General features: G+C 60.3%; 16 protein-coding genes. 9 read left to right on the top strand and 7 right to left on the bottom strand.

The window, feature by feature from the left end; translation table 11 throughout:
• The first annotated feature begins 44 nt into the window (after window positions 1-44).
• The 8 genes from BLW11_RS05745 to BLW11_RS05710 all read left to right on the top strand — a co-directional run bounded on the left by BLW11_RS05745 (window position 45) and on the right by BLW11_RS05710 (window position 10,875).
• On the top strand, window positions 45-740 hold the full coding sequence (locus tag BLW11_RS05745) for an RraA family protein (protein WP_048361203.1): 696 nt from the start codon (window positions 45-47) through the stop codon (window positions 738-740).
• Window positions 741-820: 80 nt separating this feature from the next.
• Window positions 821-2,263: a TldD/PmbA family protein gene (locus BLW11_RS05740; protein ID WP_048361204.1), complete on the top strand. Its 1,443-nt coding sequence runs from the start codon at window positions 821-823 to the stop codon at window positions 2,261-2,263.
• On the top strand, window positions 2,263-3,600 hold the full coding sequence (locus BLW11_RS05735) for a TldD/PmbA family protein (RefSeq protein WP_048361205.1): 1,338 nt from the start codon (window positions 2,263-2,265) through the stop codon (window positions 3,598-3,600). The genes BLW11_RS05740 and BLW11_RS05735 overlap by 1 nt, the downstream gene beginning before the upstream one ends.
• A 142-nt stretch (window positions 3,601-3,742) precedes the next feature.
• Window positions 3,743-5,173, top strand: a complete 1,431-nt coding sequence (mdtD, locus tag BLW11_RS05730; protein WP_048361206.1) for a multidrug transporter subunit MdtD — start codon at window positions 3,743-3,745, stop codon at window positions 5,171-5,173.
• A gap of 150 nt (window positions 5,174-5,323) precedes the next feature.
• The gene (dbpA, locus tag BLW11_RS05725) at window positions 5,324-6,661 is read left to right on the top strand and encodes an ATP-dependent RNA helicase DbpA (RefSeq protein ID WP_241486165.1); all 1,338 of its coding nucleotides are present in this window, start codon (window positions 5,324-5,326) and stop codon (window positions 6,659-6,661) included.
• A 156-nt stretch (window positions 6,662-6,817) separates the two neighbouring features.
• Window positions 6,818-7,996 (top strand): BaiN/RdsA family NAD(P)/FAD-dependent oxidoreductase, encoded by a 1,179-nt coding sequence (locus tag BLW11_RS05720; protein WP_048361208.1) that lies wholly within the window; start codon window positions 6,818-6,820, stop codon window positions 7,994-7,996.
• Window positions 7,997-8,183: 187 nt separating this feature from the next.
• The gene (gene yccS / locus BLW11_RS05715) at window positions 8,184-10,358 is read left to right on the top strand and encodes a YccS family putative transporter (RefSeq protein WP_048361209.1); all 2,175 of its coding nucleotides are present in this window, start codon (window positions 8,184-8,186) and stop codon (window positions 10,356-10,358) included.
• 64 nt (window positions 10,359-10,422) lie between these two features.
• Window positions 10,423-10,875 (top strand): GNAT family N-acetyltransferase, encoded by a 453-nt coding sequence (locus BLW11_RS05710; protein WP_048361210.1) that lies wholly within the window; start codon window positions 10,423-10,425, stop codon window positions 10,873-10,875.
• Between the two features lie 6 nt (window positions 10,876-10,881).
• Here BLW11_RS05710 and BLW11_RS05705 read toward each other — a convergent pair whose 3' ends face one another.
• Both BLW11_RS05705 and BLW11_RS05700 read right to left on the bottom strand, forming a co-directional pair.
• The gene (locus BLW11_RS05705; RefSeq protein WP_048361211.1) at window positions 10,882-11,178 is read right to left on the bottom strand and encodes a winged helix-turn-helix domain-containing protein; all 297 of its coding nucleotides are present in this window, start codon (window positions 11,176-11,178) and stop codon (window positions 10,882-10,884) included.
• A gap of 134 nt (window positions 11,179-11,312) precedes the next feature.
• Entirely contained in the window at window positions 11,313-11,819 is a 507-nt protein-coding gene (locus tag BLW11_RS05700; protein ID WP_048361212.1) for a YgjP-like metallopeptidase domain-containing protein, read from the bottom strand.
• A gap of 187 nt (window positions 11,820-12,006) precedes the next feature.
• Here BLW11_RS05700 and BLW11_RS05695 point away from each other — a divergent pair, with 187 nt between their 5' ends.
• A complete protein-coding gene (locus BLW11_RS05695) occupies window positions 12,007-12,399 on the top strand; it encodes a hypothetical protein (RefSeq protein ID WP_048361213.1) in 393 nt (130 codons plus the stop codon).
• Between the two features lie 59 nt (window positions 12,400-12,458).
• On the opposite strand, the gene fba is transcribed toward BLW11_RS05695, so the two are convergent.
• The 5 genes from fba to tkt form a co-directional block, all read right to left on the bottom strand.
• Entirely contained in the window at window positions 12,459-13,523 is a 1,065-nt protein-coding gene (gene fba / locus BLW11_RS05690; protein ID WP_048361214.1) for a class II fructose-bisphosphate aldolase, read from the bottom strand.
• 260 nt (window positions 13,524-13,783) lie between these two features.
• Window positions 13,784-14,002 carry a lipoprotein gene (locus BLW11_RS05685; protein ID WP_048361466.1) on the bottom strand — a complete coding sequence of 73 codons (219 nt, stop codon included), beginning with the start codon at window positions 14,000-14,002 and terminating at the stop codon, window positions 13,784-13,786.
• A gap of 32 nt (window positions 14,003-14,034) precedes the next feature.
• Window positions 14,035-15,198, bottom strand: a complete 1,164-nt coding sequence (locus BLW11_RS05680) for a phosphoglycerate kinase (RefSeq protein ID WP_048361215.1) — start codon at window positions 15,196-15,198, stop codon at window positions 14,035-14,037.
• A gap of 26 nt (window positions 15,199-15,224) precedes the next feature.
• On the bottom strand, window positions 15,225-16,280 hold the full coding sequence (gene epd, locus BLW11_RS05675; protein ID WP_048361216.1) for an erythrose-4-phosphate dehydrogenase: 1,056 nt from the start codon (window positions 16,278-16,280) through the stop codon (window positions 15,225-15,227).
• A gap of 119 nt (window positions 16,281-16,399) precedes the next feature.
• A complete protein-coding gene (gene tkt, locus BLW11_RS05670; protein WP_048361217.1) occupies window positions 16,400-18,397 on the bottom strand; it encodes a transketolase in 1,998 nt (665 codons plus the stop codon).
• Between the last annotated feature and the right edge of the window lie 25 nt (window positions 18,398-18,422).

Genomic DNA, 18,422 nt, shown 5'->3' with positions numbered 1-18,422 from the left:
CGCCCCACCCGTCACGCCAGCCTTGCCTGGCCAAGAGGTTTTCTATGTTTGATGTCGTCTCTTCGAGCAAATGGCCGACCGGCTTCCTGATTAATCCAAACGCAGAACCTCTCGATCCAAAATGGCTCACAGAATTCAGCAAAATCCCGGCAGCCGCTGTCAGTGACTGTCTGGGCCGTAACGTCGGCGGTCTGGGCCTCAAGCCGTTCCACGGCACCCGTCCGATGCTGGGCAGCGCACTGACCGTCCGGGTTCGTCCGGGCGACAACCTGATGATCCTTAAAGCCATGCAGATGGCCCGCCCGGGCGATGTGCTGGTGATCGACGGCAGTGCCGACCTGACCCGTGCCGTGTTCGGCGGCATCATGCGCGCCATGGCCCTCAAGGCAGGGATTGTCGGCGTGGTGATCAACGGCGCCCTGCGCGACCTCGACGAATGGCAAACCGGTGAACTGCCGGCCTATGCCATCGGCGGCGTACACCGCGGCCCGAGCACTGACGGCGGCGGCGAAATCAACGTGCCGATCTCGTGTGCCGGCATGCTGGTAATGCCCGGTGACCTGATGATCGGCGACGGCGACGGCGTGGTCGCGGCTTCTCGCTCCGAGCTGCCAGAACTGCTCAAGCGCTGCCATGACCTGCTGGCCCGTGAACAGGCGACGCTTGCCGCCATCGAAGCCGGTACCCTGGACCCTGATCGCTTTGACGCCATCCTGCGCGCCAAGGGTTGCCCGGTTTAAAGCACAGCCCGCACCACAACCCTCTCCCGGAGGGAGAGGCGTGGTGAGGGCTGTTTCGCTCTCTACAAGGAGGTCTGTGCATGTTCGATTTCTACCCTCAGCTCAAGCAGCGCTTTGCCGCGCTGCGCACCCGGGCCGAGTTCTTTTCGCTGCGCTATGTACGTGAGTCCGGGCAATACCTGTCGGTACGCAAGAACGTCGCAGAACCTCCTTCATTCAATCACGACCAGGGCGCCATGCTGACGGTGCGGCTCAAGGGCGTCGAAGCCTACGCCGCCACCAATGACCTGTCCCTGGCCGGGTTGCAGGCGGCCCTCGAACGTGCCGAAGCCCAGGCGCAACTGATTGCCGCCCATGCACTGCTCGACCTGAGCCAGGAGCCGGTGTCCCACGAGCGCGCTGACTACTTCTCACCCGATCTCGATCAGACCTTCCCGTCACTCAACCAGTGCTTTGAGCTGCTCGGTGCCGAATCCGCCGCCGTGCCCAAGGACGAGCGGCTGGTGAGCTGGGACGTATCGCTCGGCCTCAATCACGTCGAGCAAATCTATCTCAACAGCGCAGGCGCCGAGTTGCGCCGGGCGCAGCGTTTTGTATTCCCGGGCATGAGCGTCACCGCCTATGACGGCAACGACAGCCAGACCCGCAGCCTGGGCCGCGAAAACTTTGGCCAGCAAGGCGGCGCCGATGTCATCAGCCGCTGCGGGCTGATCGGCGCTGCCCCCAAAGTCGCCGATCAGGCCCTCAAGCTGCTGCTGGCCCCCAACACCCCGGCGGGCAAACGCGACCTGCTGCTGATGCCCGACCAGATGATCCTGCAAATCCACGAGTCCATCGGCCACCCGCTGGAACTGGACCGCATCCTCGGTGACGAACGCAATTACGCCGGCACCAGCTTCGTCAAAACCAGCGACTTCGGCAGCCTGCAGTACGGCTCCAAACTGCTGAACGTGACCTTCGACCCTGATATTCCGGAGCAGCTGGCCAGCTACAGTTTCGATGACGACGGCACCCCGGCGCACAAGGAATACCTGATTCGCGAAGGTTTGCTGTTGCGCCCGTTGGGCGGCGCGCTGTCGCAGTTCCGTTCGGGCCTTGAAGGCGTGGCCAACAGCCGCGCGTGTGGCTGGAATCGACCGCCGATTGACCGCATGGCCAACCTCAATATCGAACCCGGCGATCAGTCGATGGACCAATTGATTGGCGGGATCGAAAACGGAATCCTGATGGCCACCAACCGCTCATGGTCGATTGACGATGCGCGCAACAAGTTCCAGTTCGGGTGTGAGTGGGGTCAGTTGATCGAGAACGGCGAGCTCAAGGGCGTGGTGAAAAACCCGAACTACCGCGGTATTTCCGAGCAGTTCTGGCGCAACCTCAGCGCCGTGGGCGACGCCAGTACCTTCAAGGTGCTGGGCACCCCGAACTGCGGCAAGGGCGAACCCAACCAGGTAATCCGCGTGGGGCATGCGTCCCCGGCGTGTGTGTTCAGCAATATTGACGTGTTTGGAGGCGATGCCTGATGAGTACCCCATTGAGTCAGGCCGAGCAGTTCAAAGCATTGGTGCAGTGGCTGGGCGAAGCGATCCGCCCGCCTGAGCAGTTCACCCTGGGCTATGACGCCGAGGCCTCGGAATTTATCCGTTTCAACAAGGGCAAGGTGCGTCAGGCCGGGCTTGTGCAGCAAGCAAGCCTGAGCCTCAAGCTGATCAACGACGGCCGCCACGCTGATGTCAGCCTCACCCTGGCAGGCGAGCTGGACGTCGACTGCCAACGCCTGGCCGACGCATTGCAGCAACTGCGCGATACCCTGCCGATGTTGCCCGCCGACCCTTATTTACTGCTGAACCCGCAGCCCTGGCACAGCGATAACGTTCAGGGCCGACCACTGCCGGACACCGCCCGGGTACTGGAAGAAATCCGCAGCGCCTGCGAGGGTGTGGATCTGGTGGGCTTTTATGCCAGCGGCCCTATCAGCTACGGCTACGCCAGCTCCGAAGGCGCATTCGGCTGGCACCAGGCCAACAGCTTCAACTTCGACTGGAGCCTGTTTCACAGCAACGGCCAAGCGGTGAAAGCCAGCTACGCCGGAGCCGACTGGGACAGCGAGCGTTTCGCCCGGCGCATGCAACTGGCCCGCGAGCAACTGAGCTTTCTGGATCGCCCGCTGCATGCCCTGGCCCCAGGCGAGTACCGCGCCTACCTGGCCCCGGCGGCGCTGGAAGAAGTGATGAGCATGCTGTGCTGGGGCGGTTTTTCGGCCCAGGCACTGGCCAGCAAGTCCAGCCCGTTGCAAAAGCTCTACGCCGGGGATGCACAACTAAGCCCTCTGGTGTCTTTTGACGAGCAGGTCAGCCAGTCCCTGAGCCCGGCGTTTTCCGGTGAGGGTTACCCGCGTCAGGACTTGTCGCTGGTCAAACACGGCAAAGCCAACCAGCAACTGGTGGGCTCGCGCAGCGCCGCCGAATATGGCCTGCAGGTCAACGGCGCACCGTGGGGCGAAGCACCGAGCGCACTGGCAATGGCGGCGGGTACGCTGGAGCAGGCCGATATCCTCAAGCAATTGGGCACCGGGCTGTACATCAGCAACCTGTGGTACTTGAACTACTCGGACCAGCCGGCGGCGCGTCTGACCGGCATGACCCGCTTCGCGACGTTCTGGGTCGAAAACGGCGAGATAAAGGCCCCGGTCAACACCATGCGCTTTGATGACAGCGTCTATAGTCTGCTGGGCTCGCAACTCGAAGCGTTGACAGTCGAGCGCGAATTGTTGCTGTCGTCCAGCACGTACGACCAGCGCCAGACGGCCTCGAACCTGCTGCCGGGAGCGTTGGTCAAGAAGCTGACATTGACGCTGTAGACATCACCAAACTTTGTAGCCGCTGCCGCAGGCTGCGATAAGGACCGCAGGGCCTTCAATATCCGGGGGGCCGCTTCGCGCCCCATCGCCGCCTGCGGCAGCGGCTACGAAAGTCAGGAAAATCCAATAACAAAGAGGTCCTATGCCCGTACGCCCGGTTCTGAGCCCTGAAACCCTGCGTTGGCTGCCATGGGTAGTAGCCATCGCATTTTTCATGCAGTCCCTCGACGGCACCATCCTCAACACCGCCCTGCCCGACATGGCCAGCGACCTGAAAGAAAACCCGCTGCGCATGCAAGGGGTGATCGTTGCGTACATGCTCACCGTGGCCCTGCTGATCCCCGCTTCGGGCTGGATCGCCGACCGCTTCGGCACCAAAAAAATCTTCTTCAGCGCCATCCTCCTGTTCAGCTTCGGCTCGTTGCTCTGTGCCTTGTCCAGCACCCTCAACGAGCTGATCGGCGCACGGATCGTCCAGGGCCTGGGCGGTGCCTTGATGCTGCCCATCGGGCGACTGGTAGTGCTCAAGGCTTACCCGCGCTCGGAACTGGTGCGCATCATGGGCTTTATCACCATCCCCGGCCTGCTCGGCCCGCTGATCGGCCCGACCATGGGCGGCTGGATGGTGCAGTACCTGAGCTGGCACTGGATCTTCCTGATCAACCTGCCGGTGGGCGTTCTCGGTTGCTGGGCGGTGTGGCACTTCATTCCGGATTTGCGCGGCAGCGAGCGCACCCGTTTCGACGGGCTGGGCTTTGTGCTGTTCGGTGCAGCGATGATTTTCATCACCATTGCCATGGAGGGCCTGGGTGAGCTGCACATGCCCCATCTGCGCGTAATGCTCTTGCTGTTCGCCGGTATGGCGTGCCTGGCCGCCTATTGGCTGCGGGCGGGCAATATCAGCAACCCGCTGTTCTCGCCGGCCCTGTTTAAAACCAAAACCTTTGCGGTGGGCATTCTGGGCAACCTGTTTGCGCGCCTGGGCAGCGGCGCCCTGCCATTTCTGGTGCCGCTGCTGCTGCAAGTCGCCCTGGGTTACTCCCCGTCACAGGCCGGGATGAGCATGCTGCCGCTGGCAGCCGCCGCCATGCTGGCCAAGTGGGTCGCCCGACCGCTGATTGAACGCGCGGGTTATCGCACTGTGCTTACCGCCAACACCTTTGCCCTGGGCCTGATGCTCGCAAGCATGGGCCTGGTCACCGAGCACACGCCTTACCCGCTGTTGTTGTCGATGCTGGCGGTGTTGGGGGCGATCAACTCGTTGCAGTTCACCGCGATGAATACCGTCACCCTGATCGACCTCGATGACGCCAGCGCCAGCAGCGGCAACAGTTTGCTGTCGGTGGTGGCGCAATTGTCCCTGAGCCTGGGCGTTGCCTGCGCCGGGGCCTTGCTAGGCGGTTTTACGGGCGATGGCGGTGGCGACGGGGTGGATACAGTGCTCGGCGCGTTCCAGCTGACCTTCCTGACAGTCGGGATCATGGCAATGCTGGCAGCGGCGATTTTCCTGCAACTTTCACCGCAGGACGGCCGTAAACCCAAAGCCAATTCGGAGCATGACCTGGAACATTAAGCGACTTTTTAAGCAGAACTGGATGACATCTCGTCCAGAATGTTCAGGCGAAGGGCATGGGACTGGTACACTGCGCGACATTTTGTTTTGCAGGCCAGTCTCGTGACCACCATTGCCACCGCTTTTAACACTCTGCCTCTGTCCGCCGCCATGCTGGCTAACCTCGACTCCCTCGGTTATGCCCAGATGACGCCGATTCAGGCGCAGAGCTTGCCGGTGATCCTCAAAGGCATGGATCTGATCGCCCAGGCGAAGACCGGCAGCGGCAAAACTGCCGCCTTCGGCATCGGCCTGCTGAACCCGATCAACCCGCGCTTCTTTGGCTGCCAGGCCCTCGTGATCTGCCCGACCCGCGAACTGGCTGACCAGGTTGCCAAAGAAATCCGCCGTCTGGCCCGCGCTGAAGACAACATCAAAGTGCTGACTCTGTGTGGCGGCGTGTCTTTCGGCCCGCAAATCGGTTCGCTGGAACACGGCGCGCACATCATCGTCGGCACCCCGGGCCGTATCCAGCAGCACTTGCGCAAAGGCTCGCTGGTACTGGACGGTCTGAACACCCTGGTCCTCGACGAAGCTGACCGCATGCTGGACATGGGCTTCTACGACGCCATCGAAGACATCATTGTAAAAACCCCGGAACGCCGTCAGACCCTGCTGTTCTCGGCCACCTACCCGGCCGGTATCAAGCAGCTGTCGTCCAAGTTCATGCGCAACCCTCAGCAAGTAAAAGCCGAGGCGCTGCACACTGACAGCCAGATCGAACAGCGTTTCTACGAGATCTCGCCTGAAGAGCGCATGAGCGCTGTGACCAAGGTGCTGGGCCACTTCCGCCCGCAATCGTGCGTCGCGTTCTGCTTCACCAAGCAGCAGGTTCAGGAAACCGTTGATCACCTGACGTCCAAGGGCATTTCGGCAGTCGGCCTGCACGGCGATCTGGAACAGCGCGACCGTGACCAGGTGCTGGCGATGTTTGCCAACCGTTCGACTTCGGTACTGGTTGCTACTGACGTTGCGGCCCGTGGTCTGGACATCGACGCCCTGGATATGGTGCTCAACGTTGAACTGGCCCGTGACTCGGAAATCCACATTCACCGTGTTGGCCGTACCGGCCGCGCTGGCGAAAAAGGTGTTGCGATCAGCCTGGTTGCACCGTCCGAAGCGCACCGCGCCCAGGCCATCGAGCAGCTGCAGAAAGCCCCTCTGAACTGGGAAACCCTGGACACCCTCACCTCTCAGGGCGGCGCACCTTTGCTGCCGGCCATGAGCACACTGGTGATCGGTGCAGGCCGTAAAGACAAGGTTCGCCCGGGCGACATTCTGGGTGCACTGACTGGCGACGCGGGCATCCCGGGTGCCCAGGTCGGCAAAATTGCGATCTTTGACTTCCAGGCCTACGTGGCTGTTGACCGCACCGTGGCCAAACAGGCTGCACAGCGCTTGAGCGAAGGCAAAATCAAAGGCCGCGTATTGCGCGTTCGGGTTTTGTAATTATCTGCACCTGCTAAAACCTGTAGCCGCTGCCGCAGGCTGCGATAAGGACCGAAGGGCCTTCTTTTAGAAGCGCGACTCCTTCGGGCTCGGTCGCAGCCTGCGGCAGCGGCTACACGTCAATTTGCACCACTGAATTTGTTTGAGGACACCGCTTTGCGCTCTACCGACGTTGTGATTATTGGCGCTGGCGCCGCAGGTTTGATGTGCGCGCTGACTGCTGCCGGCCGTGGGCGCAAGGTCATGTTGATCGACCACGCCAACAAGGCGGGCAAAAAGATCCTCATGTCGGGCGGTGGCCGCTGCAACTTCACCAACATGTACACCGAACCCAACAATTTCCTGTCGCAGAACCCGCACTTCTGCAAGTCGGCCCTGGCCCGCTACACCCAGTGGGACTTTATCGAGATGGTCGCCAAACACGGCGTGCCCTATCACGAGAAGAAACTCGGCCAACTGTTCTGCGATAACAAATCCAGCGACATCCTCGAAATGCTCCTCGATGAGTGCCAAAAAGCGGGCGTGAGCCTGCACCTGGACACCTCGGTTGAACAGATCGAAAAGACCGACAACGGCTACAGCCTCAACACCACCCTGGGGCCGATTGACTGCCAGTCGCTGGTCGTCGCCACCGGCGGGCTGTCGATCCCGACCCTCGGTGCTACCGGTTTTGGCTATCAAATCGCCAAACAGTTTGGCCACACCTTGCTGCCCACCCGTGCAGGCCTGGTGCCGTTCACCATCACCGATCAGCTCAAAGAGATCTGCACCGAACTGTCGGGCACCTCGGTGGACTGCCTGGTGAGCTGCAACGATCAAAGCTTTCGCGAAAACATCCTGTTCACCCATCGGGGCTTGAGCGGGCCGGCGATCTTGCAGATTTCGTCGTTCTGGAACACCGGCGACACGGTTGAAATCAACCTGCTGCCCGACCTCGATGCGCTGAGCTGGTTGCAGACCCAACAGGCCGAACGCCCCAACAGCGAACTGAAAACCCTGCTTGGCGAGATCTTCACCAAGAAGATGGCCAACCTGCTGGCCGAGCACTGGTTCGAGTCCAAGCCCATGAAGCAGTACACACCGGGTGAACTGGCGCTCGTGGCTGAAAAACTGGCGAGCTGGAAAGTGGTACCCGCCGGCACCGAAGGCTACCGCACCGCTGAAGTGACCCTGGGCGGGGTCGACACTCGCGAAGTGTCTTCCAAGACCATGGAATCGCTGAAAAGCCCCGGCTTGTACTTTGTGGGTGAAGTGCTGGATGTGAGCGGCCATCTGGGTGGCTTCAACTTTCAGTGGGCGTGGGCTTCGGGCTATGCGGCGGCGCAGTACGTCTAGTCCGAAACCGTATCGCGGCTTTCGCGAGCAGGCTCGCTCCCACAGGTAAATTGCACCGCTCTTGTGGGAGCGAGCCTGCTCGCGATGGCAACCCCAAAAAATATTTTGTGTTCGATGTGACAGTGCCATTGCGCTGTCGTCTTATCTGGCTCAAGTTAGCGAATCACGAGCCAGGCACCGCCACTCCATGTCATCGAAAAGCTTTCAGCATTCCCTGCGCCGCTTGTGGGCACTGGACAAGTTCAGTTACAGCGTCCGGGTGTTTGTTGCCCTGACCGGCAGCATGGCTTTTTGCTGGTATCAGGATGAAATGTCGCTGCTTATCCCGCTGTTTTTGGGGATTATCGCCAGCGCGCTGTCTGAGACCGATGACAGTTGGCAAGGCCGACTAAACGCTTTGCTGGTAACGCTGGTGTGCTTCACCGCCTCGGCGCTCAGTGTCGAACTGCTCTTCCCCTATCCCTGGTTGATGGTCTGCGCGCTTGCGCTGGCCAGCTTCGGCCTGACCATGCTCGGGGCGCTGGGCGAGCGCTACGGGGCGATTGCCTCGGCCACGCTGATTCTGGCCGTGTACACCATGATTGGCGTCGACCAGCGTGGTGGCGAAGTCACCAACTTCTGGCACGAGCCCTTGCTGCTGGTGGCGGGCGCGGCCTGGTACGGGATGCTGTCGGTCCTGTGGCAGGCGCTGTTTTCCAATCAACCGGTGCAGCAAAGCCTGGCGCGACTGTTCTGGGAGCTGGGCCTGTACCTGAAGATAAAATCGTCCCTGTTCGAGCCGATCCGCAAGCTGGATGTCGAAGCGGGCCGACTGGAACTGGCGCGGCAAAACGGTCGGGTCGTCGCCGCGCTGAACACCGCCAAAGAAATCATTCTGCACCGGGTCGGCAACTCCCGGCCGGGCTCCAAGCTCAGCCGCTACCTCAAGCTGTACTTCCTGGCCCAGGACATCCACGAGCGCGCCAGTTCCTCGCACTACCCCTACAACGCCCTGGCCGAGGCCTTTTTCCACAGTGACGTGATGTTCCGCTGCCAACGCCTGCTGCGCCAGCAAGGCGTGGCCTGCCAGCGCCTGTCGGAGTCGATCAAGCTGCGCCAGCCGTTTGTCTATGACGACAGTTTTGCCGAGGCGCTGAGCGACTTGCACGCCTCCCTCGAACACCTGCGCATCCAGAGCAACCCGGCCTGGCGCGGGTTGCTGCGCTCACTGCGGGCGCTGGCCGCCAACCTGGGCACACTCGACCGTTTGTTGAGCGACGCAAGCAACCCCGACAACCTCGCGGATGCCACCGACAGCAGTTTGCTGGACCGCTCGCCCCGCAATCTCAAGGATGTCTGGTCACGCCTGCGCCAGCACCTGACGCCAACGTCGCTGATCTTCCGTCACGCCTTGCGCCTGCCTTTGGCGCTGAGCATCGGCTTTGCGATGGTGCATTGGATTCACCCGAGCCAGGGTTACTGGATCATCCTCACCACGCTGTTCGTATGCCAGCCGAGCTACGGCGCCACGCGGCGCAAGTTCAGCCAGCGCATCATCGGCACCGCCATCGGCCTGGCTGTGGGCTGGGCGCTGTTCGATCTGTTCCCCAACCCGCTGGTGCAGTCGATGTTTGCCGTGGTGGCCGGGGTGGTGTTCTTTATCAACCGCACCACGCGCTACACGCTGAGCACCGCGGCCATCACCCTGATGATCCTGTTTTGCTTCAACCAGGTGGGCGACGGTTACGGGCTGTTCCTGCCGCGGCTGTTCGATACCCTGGTGGGCAGTGTCATTGCCGCGGCGGCGGTGTTCCTGTTCTTGCCGGACTGGCAGGGCCGTCGCCTGAACCAGGTGCTGGCCAATACCTTGAGCTGCAACAGCCAGTACCTGCGCCAGATCATGCAGCAGTACGCCCAGGGCAAAAGCGACAACCTGGCGTATCGACTGGCGCGACGTAACGCCCACAACGCCGATGCCGCCCTGTCGACCACCCTGGCCAATATGCTGATGGAGCCGGGGCACTTCCGTAAGGATGCCGACATGGGCTTCCGCTTTTTGGTGTTGTCCCACACCTTGCTCAGCTACCTGTCTGGCCTGGGCGCACACCGCGACACCGAGTTGCCCGGCGAAGTACGCGAGCAACTGATCGAAGGCGCAGGGCGCAAGATTGCCGACAGCATCGACCAGATCGCTCAAGACCTGGCCAGCAAACAAGCGGTGGCGGTACAGAGTGACGAGGAAGAAACACTGGCCAACGAGCTTGAACAAATGCCGGACGAGCTCGATGAAAACCAGCGACTGGTGCAAACCCAACTGGCGTTGATTTGCCGTCAGCTCGGGCCGCTGCGCACCCTGGCAGCGCATTTGGTCAAAGCACCATAGAACTTGGCGCCAGTCAGCATCGCGCCTACTATCGGCTCATCACCTCTTCAACAAGGACAAGACCGTGACCACTGACTGGCTCTGCAAACACCACAACGACCTGGGCAAGGAACAGCTCTACGCCATTCTGGAGTTGCGCTCAAAGGTATTCGTCGTCGAGCAGAAATGCGCCTACCAGGATGTCGACGGGCAAGACCTGACGGGCGATACGCTGCATGTGATGGGCTGGCAAGACGATCAGCTGGTGGCATACGCCCGCGTGCTGGACCCGGACTCCCAGGGCGGTGACGTGGTGATTGGCCGCGTGATCATTGCCCCTGAAGGTCGCGGGCAAAAACTGGGGCATACCCTGATCGAGCAGGCCCTGGAAAACATCGAAGAGTACTGGTCGGGGCAACCCGTGTTCCTTTCTGCCCAGGCGCATTTGCAGCCGTTTTATGAGCAACACGGGTTTCGCGCCGAGGGCGACATCTATCTTGAAGATGACATCCCACACATTGGCATGCGCCGCGGCTAAGCCCCTTCAGGGATAGCCCAGCACCTGCCTGATCTGCACCAGGTGCTCGCCGACCCAAGTTTTGTCAATCGGGCCCCAACTGTGAATCTGATAGCGCCCGGCATGGTTGCGGGCGCCGTCCAGTTGTTCAAACTCGCAGACAATATCCAGATCAGCCAGGGCGGCAATGGTGTCCTGCGCCGTACGACGCGGCATACCGGTCACTTCTGTCAGTGCCGGCACGCTGCTGGCGGTCTGGCTGTCGATCAACCAGGCCACGTACAAGCGCCGGTAAAAGCTGCTTTTGGTTTTACTGACGTCCATTCAGAACTCCGTTCAAGTGGTACTCGAAATGTGTAGCCGCTGCCGCAGGCTGCGATAAGGACCGAAGGGCCTTCATTCTTTAGAACCGCGAACCCTTCGGGCTCGGTCGCAGCCTGCGGCAGCGGCTACAAAAATCAATCCGCGTGCTTACCCTGCATATCCCGCCACGTCAGATACACCCGCAGGTCAAACTCCAGCTGGTGATAACCCGGCAGCATGTGCTCGCACAACTTGTAAAACGCTTTGTTGTGGTCTGACTCCTTGAGATGCGCCAGTTCGTGAACCACGATCATCTTCAAGAACTCAGGCGCAGCCTCCTTGAACAACGAAGCTACGCGCAGCTCTTTCTTGGCCTTGAGCTTGCCACCCTGGACCCGCGAGATGGCAGTGTGCAAACCCAGCGCACGGTGGGTCAAGTCGAGCTTGTTATCAAACAGCACCTTGTCAAAAGACGGCGCATTGCGCAGGTGTTCCTGCTTGATATCCTGCGCATAGGCGTACAGGGCCTTGTCACTTTGCACCGCGTGACGCTGCGGGTAACGCTCGCTCAGGTAACTGCCCAGCTGATCGCGCTCAATCATTTGGCGCACCTGGTCTTGCAAGGTCTGGGGGTAAGCCTGGAGGTATTTGAGAACAGTCATGGGCGCCAACGCACAGCGTAAAAGTGCGCCAGTGTAGCGAATTCACTCCCTGAGCGCCCACGTCAGACTTTTACGCAGCCATAAGCCGGACATTTCCGAGAAAACCCGGTGTCCACAAGCGCCACTTGCAGCCCGGAAAGCCGCAGGGCTATCTTCACCAGTCGCCGATGATCCCCGTGGAACCGACATGAAAAAGACGCCGCCCGACGATCCAAAAGCAAGCCGCATCGAGCGCGATGATCATCAGCACGATGACGCCACCGGGCAAATCCTGGGCATCCTGCAACTAGCCCCGCCTGCTTCTCTCGACAGCCTCAAGCCCACGCGGGCGCACCTCATAAGCCCAAAATCACCTTTTGCCGTGCTGCCTGATATTCGTGCGATAGAAGCGTTGTCCCATGTATCGCTCATGCTCAAAAGCGCAGAAGAGGTCTCGGACGAAATCACCGTATTCGCCAGCGGCATTGAGCGCGGGCTGGTGTGGTCGCTGGTGCATTCGGTCGAGATGTCTCGCTCGCTGGTGGATGCGCTGCTCAGGGCAAACGGCGTCGATCCCGAGCAAATACACCGGTCCGCGTAAAACCCGCGCCCACAAAAAAGCCCGCATCGCTGCGGGCTTTTTTTATAACGCCGGGGGTCTTAGTTGACCTTGGCGTTCAGCTCACCTTTGAGGTAACGCTGGTACATGGCTTCCAGAGAGATCGGTTTGATCTTCGAAGCGTTACCGGCAGTACCGAAGGCTTCGTAACGAGCGATACACACGTCACGCATGGCAGTTACGGTTGCGCCGAAGAACTTGCGCGGGTCGAACTCGCTCGGGTTGGTAGCCATCAGGCGACGCATGGCGCCAGTCGATGCCAGACGCAGGTCCGTGTCGATGTTGACCTTGCGCACGCCGTGCTTGATGCCTTCAACGATTTCTTCTACCGGCACACCGTAGGTTTCTTTGATGTCGCCGCCGAACTCGTTGATGATCGCCAGCCACTCTTGTGGAACAGAGGACGAGCCGTGCATCACCAGGTGAGTATTCGGGATGCGCTTGTGGATCTCTTTAATGCGGTCGATCGCCAGCACGTCACCGGTAGGTGGCTTGGTGAACTTGTAAGCACCGTGGGAAGTACCGATGGCAATTGCCAGGGCATCCACTTGAGTGCGCTTGACGAAGTCAGCAGCTTCTTCCGGGTCGGTCAGCATTTGGCTGTGATCCAGAATGCCTTCTGCGCCGATGCCGTCTTCTTCGCCAGCCATGCCGGTTTCCAACGAACCCAGGCAGCCCAGCTCGCCTTCAACCGACACACCGCAAGCGTGCGCCAAAGCAACAGTTTGCTGAGTAACGCGAACGTTGTAGTCGTAGTCAGTCGGGGTTTTGCCGTCTTCGCCCAGCGAGCCGTCCATCATGACCGAGCTGAAACCCAGCTGGATCGAACGCTGGCACACGTCAGGGCTGGTGCCGTGGTCCTGGTGCATGCACACAGGGATATGCGGGAATTCTTCGATTGCAGCCAGGATCAGGTGACGCAGGAATGGAGCACCTGCGTACTTGCGCGCACCGGCCGAAGCCTGAACGATCACCGGGGAGTCGGTCTTGTCAGCGGCTTCCATGATGGCGCGCATCTGCTCAAGGTTGTTGACGTTGAAGGCTGGAACGCCGTAGCCGAATTCGGCGGCGTGGTCCAACATCTGGCGCATGCTGATAAGTGCCATTGTGTGTGTCTCTCCCGGACAAGGGTCGTTAATCGTGCAAGCCTGCCGTAGCGGCGGCTGCTATTCAAGTTATTGCAGATCAGGGGTTTGCCCCGATTTTGCGAATTCGATTTTGCTGAAACGATACAGCTCCAGCTATAGCTGCTCGACCTAAAGGTGGGAGCGAGCCTGCTCGCGATGCAGGCAATTCGGTATATGTGCCTCATCGCGCTCAAGTTTTCGCAAGCAGGCTTGCTCCCACAAGTAGACCGCATTTCAAATCAAGGGCAACCGCGCTCTTGTGAAGCTTTGGGCGACTCGTACTTTTCCAGCGCTTCAGGCCCTGAGCGTTTATTGACCAACGGCACGCTTTGCGCCTGCCAGTCAGCCTGGTAGCAACCACTCTCTTCAGGGGTTGCAGCCTCGGGCACTGGCTGGCCGGAACTGGCACAACCGGCCAAAAAGCCCGCGACCATCAACAGCGGTAACAACTTGACCATGTCCATGCTTCCTTTCAGGGCCTGAAACACCATCAGGCTTTGGCGCGGCTTTCCAGCACTTCAACCGCAGGCAGTACTTTGCCTTCGACGAACTCAAGGAATGCGCCGCCACCGGTGGAGATGTAGGAAATCTGGTCCGCAATGCCGTACTTGTCGATAGCAGCCAGCGTGTCGCCGCCACCAGCAATCGAGAACGCCGCGCTGTCAGCAATGGCCTGGGCCAGAACTTTGGTGCCGTTGCCGAACTGATCAAACTCAAACACGCCAACCGGACCGTTCCACAGAATAGTCTTGGATGACTTCAGCAGCTCGGCGAAATGCGCAGCAGTTTGCGGGCCGATATCCAGAATCATGTCGTCATCAGCAACGTCGGCGATCAGCTTGACGGTTGCAACGGCGCTTTCGGCGAACTCCTTGGCCACGACCACGTCAGTCGGCAAAGGCACATTGACCTTGGCGGCGATGGCGCGAGCGGTGTCCAGCAGATCAGGTTCGTAAAGCGATTTGCCTACCGGGTGACCGGCAGCAGCCAGGAAAGTGTTGGCGATACCGCCACCCACGATCAGCAAGTCGCAGATCTGGCTCAGGCTGTTGAGCACTTCAAGTTTGGTCGACACCTTGGAGCCGGCAACAATAGCGGCCATCGGTTTGGCCGGGGCGCCCAGCGCCTTGCCCAGTGCGTCCAGTTCAGCTGCCAGCAACGGGCCAGCCGCCGCAACCTTGGCGAACTTGGCGACGCCGTGGGTCGAGCCTTCAGCGCGGTGGGCAGTGCCGAAGGCGTCCATCACAAACACGTCGCACAGGGCAGCGTATTGCTGGGCCAGTTCGTCGGCGTTTTTCTTTTCGCCCTTGTTGAAGCGCACGTTTTCGAACAGCACGATGTCGCCGGCCTTGATGTCGACGCCGTTGAGGTAGTCGCTGACCAGCGGCACTTCGCGACCCAGGGCCTTGCTCAGGTACTCGGCCACCGGCTTGAGGCTGTTCTCAGCCGAAAACTCACCTTCAGTCGGGCGCCCAAGGTGCGAGCAGACCATTACCGCCGCGCCTTTTTCCAACGCAAGCTTGATGGTCGGCAGCGAAGCAAGAATGCGCGCATCGCTGGTGACTACACCGTCCTTGACGGGGACGTTGAGGTCTTCGCGGATCAGTACGCGTTTACCTTGCAGATCGAGGTCGGTCATCTTCAACACGGTCATGGGTCGCAATTCCTGAGTTTCTAATGTTAGAGAGCAGTTTTGGGGTGGGTAACGTGCAGATAGTGCTCTGCCACGTCGATCATTCGATTGGCAAAACCCCATTCGTTGTCGAACCAGGCCAGCAGGTTCACCAGCCGTGGGCCGGAAACGCGGGTCTGGCTGGCATCGACAATGGCCGAATGCGGGTCATGGTTGAAATCACAACTGGCGTGGGGCAGTTCGGTATATGCCAACAAGCCTTTGAGCGGGCCGCTGGTGGCAGCCTCGCGCAGTACGCGGTTAACTTCCGCGGCGTCCGTGTCGCGCGCCGTGGTCAGGGTGATATCAAGGCACGACACGTTCAAGGTCGGCACCCGTACCGCTTTGGCCTGAATTCGGCCGGCAAGTTCCGGCAACAGGCGCTCGATGCCTTTGGCCAGGCCGGTCGAAACCGGAATCACCGACTGAAACGCCGAGCGTGTACGGCGCAGGTCTTCGTGGTGGTAGGCATCAATCACCGGCTGATCGTTCATTGCCGAGTGAATAGTGGTGATCGACACGTACTCAAGGCCAAACGCCTGGTCCAGCAAACGCAACAGCGGCACGCCGCAGTTGGTGGTGCAGGAGGCATTGGACACCAGTCGCTCTTCGCCGGTCAGGCTGTGCTGGTTAACGCCGTACACGATGGTTGCGTCGACATCCGCGTCGCTGGCCATCGGTTGCGAAAACAATACGCGAGGAGCCCCGGCATCAAGAAAACGCTGGCCGTCGGCGCGGGTGTTGTAAACGCCGGAGCATTCCAGCACCAGGTCAACGCCCAACGCGGCCCAGTCGATCCCCTCGGGGGTGGCACTGCGGAACACTTTCACGCAGTCGCCATTGATATGCAGGCAGTCGCCTTCGATCCGTATCTCGCCGGGGAACCGGCCATGAGTGGAGTCGAAGCGCGTCAAATATTCGAGACTGGCCATATCGGCCAAATCATTGAGTGCAACAATTTCAAACCCGGCAGCAGCCCCTCGCTCAAACAACGCACGCAAGACGCAACGACCAATCCGGCCGTAGCCGTTGAGTGCAACTTTGTAAGGACGCGGTTGAGGCATGGGGTTCTCGATTACCAAGGTGAATCCTTCACACTTACGCGAGCAGACTCGCTCCCACAGGGATCTACATAGTCCTGTGGGAGCGAGCCTGCTCGCGAATAGGGCAGCCGCTTTGTTACTTAGTCTTCCAGCAGCTCTTCAGCCTGACCCAGGATGTTTTCCAGGGTGAAACCGAACTCTTCGAACAAGGCAGGCGCAGGCGCCGACTCGCCGTAGGTGGTCATGCCGATCACGCGGCCTTCCAGGCCCACGTACTTGTACCAGTAGTCTGCGTGGGACGCTTCGATCGCGATACGCGCGCTAACCTGCAGCGGCAGAACCGACTGCTTGTAGCCTGCATCTTGAGCTTCGTACACGCTGGTGCATGGCATGGAAACCACACGTACCTTGCGACCCTGCTTGGTCAGCTCTTCGTAAGCCTGAACGGCCAGGCCCACTTCCGAACCGGCCGAGATCAGGATCAGCTCAGGCTCGCCTGCGCAGTCCTTGAGCACGTAACCACCACGGTTGATGTCGGCGATCTGGCCGGCATCACGGGTTTGGTGGTTGAGGTTCTGACGCGAGAAGATCAACGCGGACGGGCCGTCGTTGCGCTCCAGGGCGAACTTCCAGGCTGCTGCGGATTCCACCGCATCGGCCGGGCGCCAGGTGTCCAGGTTCGGCGTGGTACGCAGGCTGGTCAATTGCTCGATCGGCTGGTGCGTCGGGCCGTCTTCGCCCAGACCGATGGAGTCGTGGGTGAACACATAGATCACACGCTGCTTCATCAGGGCCGACATGCGGATGGCGTTGCGGGCGTATTCCATGAACATCAGGAAGGTCGCGCCGTAAGGCACCAGGCCGCCGTGAACAGCAACGCCGTTCATGATCGCGCTCATGCCGAACTCACGTACGCCGTAGTACATGTAGTTGCCGCTGGCATCTTCAGCCGTTACGCCTTTGCAGCCTTTCCAGATGGTCAGGTTGGAACCGGCCAGGTCAGCGGAGCCGCCCAGCAGCTCTGGCAACAGAGGGCCAAAAGCGTTCAGGGCGTTTTGGCTGGCTTTACGGCTGGCGATGGTTTCGCCTTTGGCTGCGACTTCAGCGATGTAGGCGTTGGCCTTGGCATCGAAGTCAGCTGGCAGCTTGCCGCTCAGACGACGGGACAGCTCGCCTGCCATTTCCGGGAACTCGGCAGCGTAGGCAGCGAAGCGCTTGTCCCACTCGGATTCAACTGCAGCACCGACTTCTTTGGCATCCCATTCGGCGTAGATATCAGCCGGGATTTCAAATGGGCCGTGGTTCCAGTTCAGCGCCGTGCGGGTCAGAGCGATTTCTTCCAGGCCCAATGGAGCGCCGTGGCAGTCTTCTTTGCCCTGCTTGTTCGGCGAACCGAAACCGATGGTGGTCTTGCAGCAGATCAGCGTTGGTTTATCGCTTTTGCGTGCAGTCTCGATTGCGGTCTTGATTTCTTCCGGGTCGTGACCGTCAACGTTGCGGATCACTTGCCAGTTGTAGGCTTCGAAACGCTTTGGCGTGTCGTCGGTGAACCAGCCTTCTACTTCGCCATCGATGGAGATGCCGTTGTCATCGTAGAACGCGATCAGCTTGCCCAGGCCCAGAGTGCCGGCCAGGGAGCCAACTTCGTGGGAAATGCCTTCCATCATGCAGCCATCACCCAGGAAAACGTAGGTGTGGTGATCGACTACGTTATGGCCAGGACGGTTGAACTGCGCGCCCATGACTTTTTCTGCCAGGGCAAAGCCCACGGCGTTGGCCAGGCCCTGACCCAACGGGCCAGTAGTGGTTTCAACGCCCGGCGTGTAGCCCAGCTCCGGGTGACCCGGGGTGCGGCTGTGCAGCTGGCGGAAACTTTTCAGATCGTCGATCGACAGGTCATAGCCGGTCAGGTGCAACAACGAGTAGATCAGCATCGAGCCGTGGCCGTTGGACAGCACGAAGCGGTCACGGTCAGCGAACGAAGGATTGCTCGGGTTGTGCTTCAGATAATCGCGCCACAGTACTTCGGCGATATCCGCCATACCCATAGGGGCACCTGGATGGCCGCTGTTGGCTTTTTGCACGGCATCCATGCTGAGTGCACGAATGGCGTTGGCACGCTCACGACGGCTGGGCATCGCTGTTCTCCTGGGTATTGAAAGT

It is taken from the genome of Pseudomonas deceptionensis (assembly GCF_900106095.1).
In the GTDB taxonomy this organism is placed as follows: domain Bacteria; phylum Pseudomonadota; class Gammaproteobacteria; order Pseudomonadales; family Pseudomonadaceae; genus Aquipseudomonas; species Aquipseudomonas deceptionensis.
Note: the sequence above shows the minus strand (reverse complement) of the source record. Positions and strands in the feature narration are given on the sequence as shown.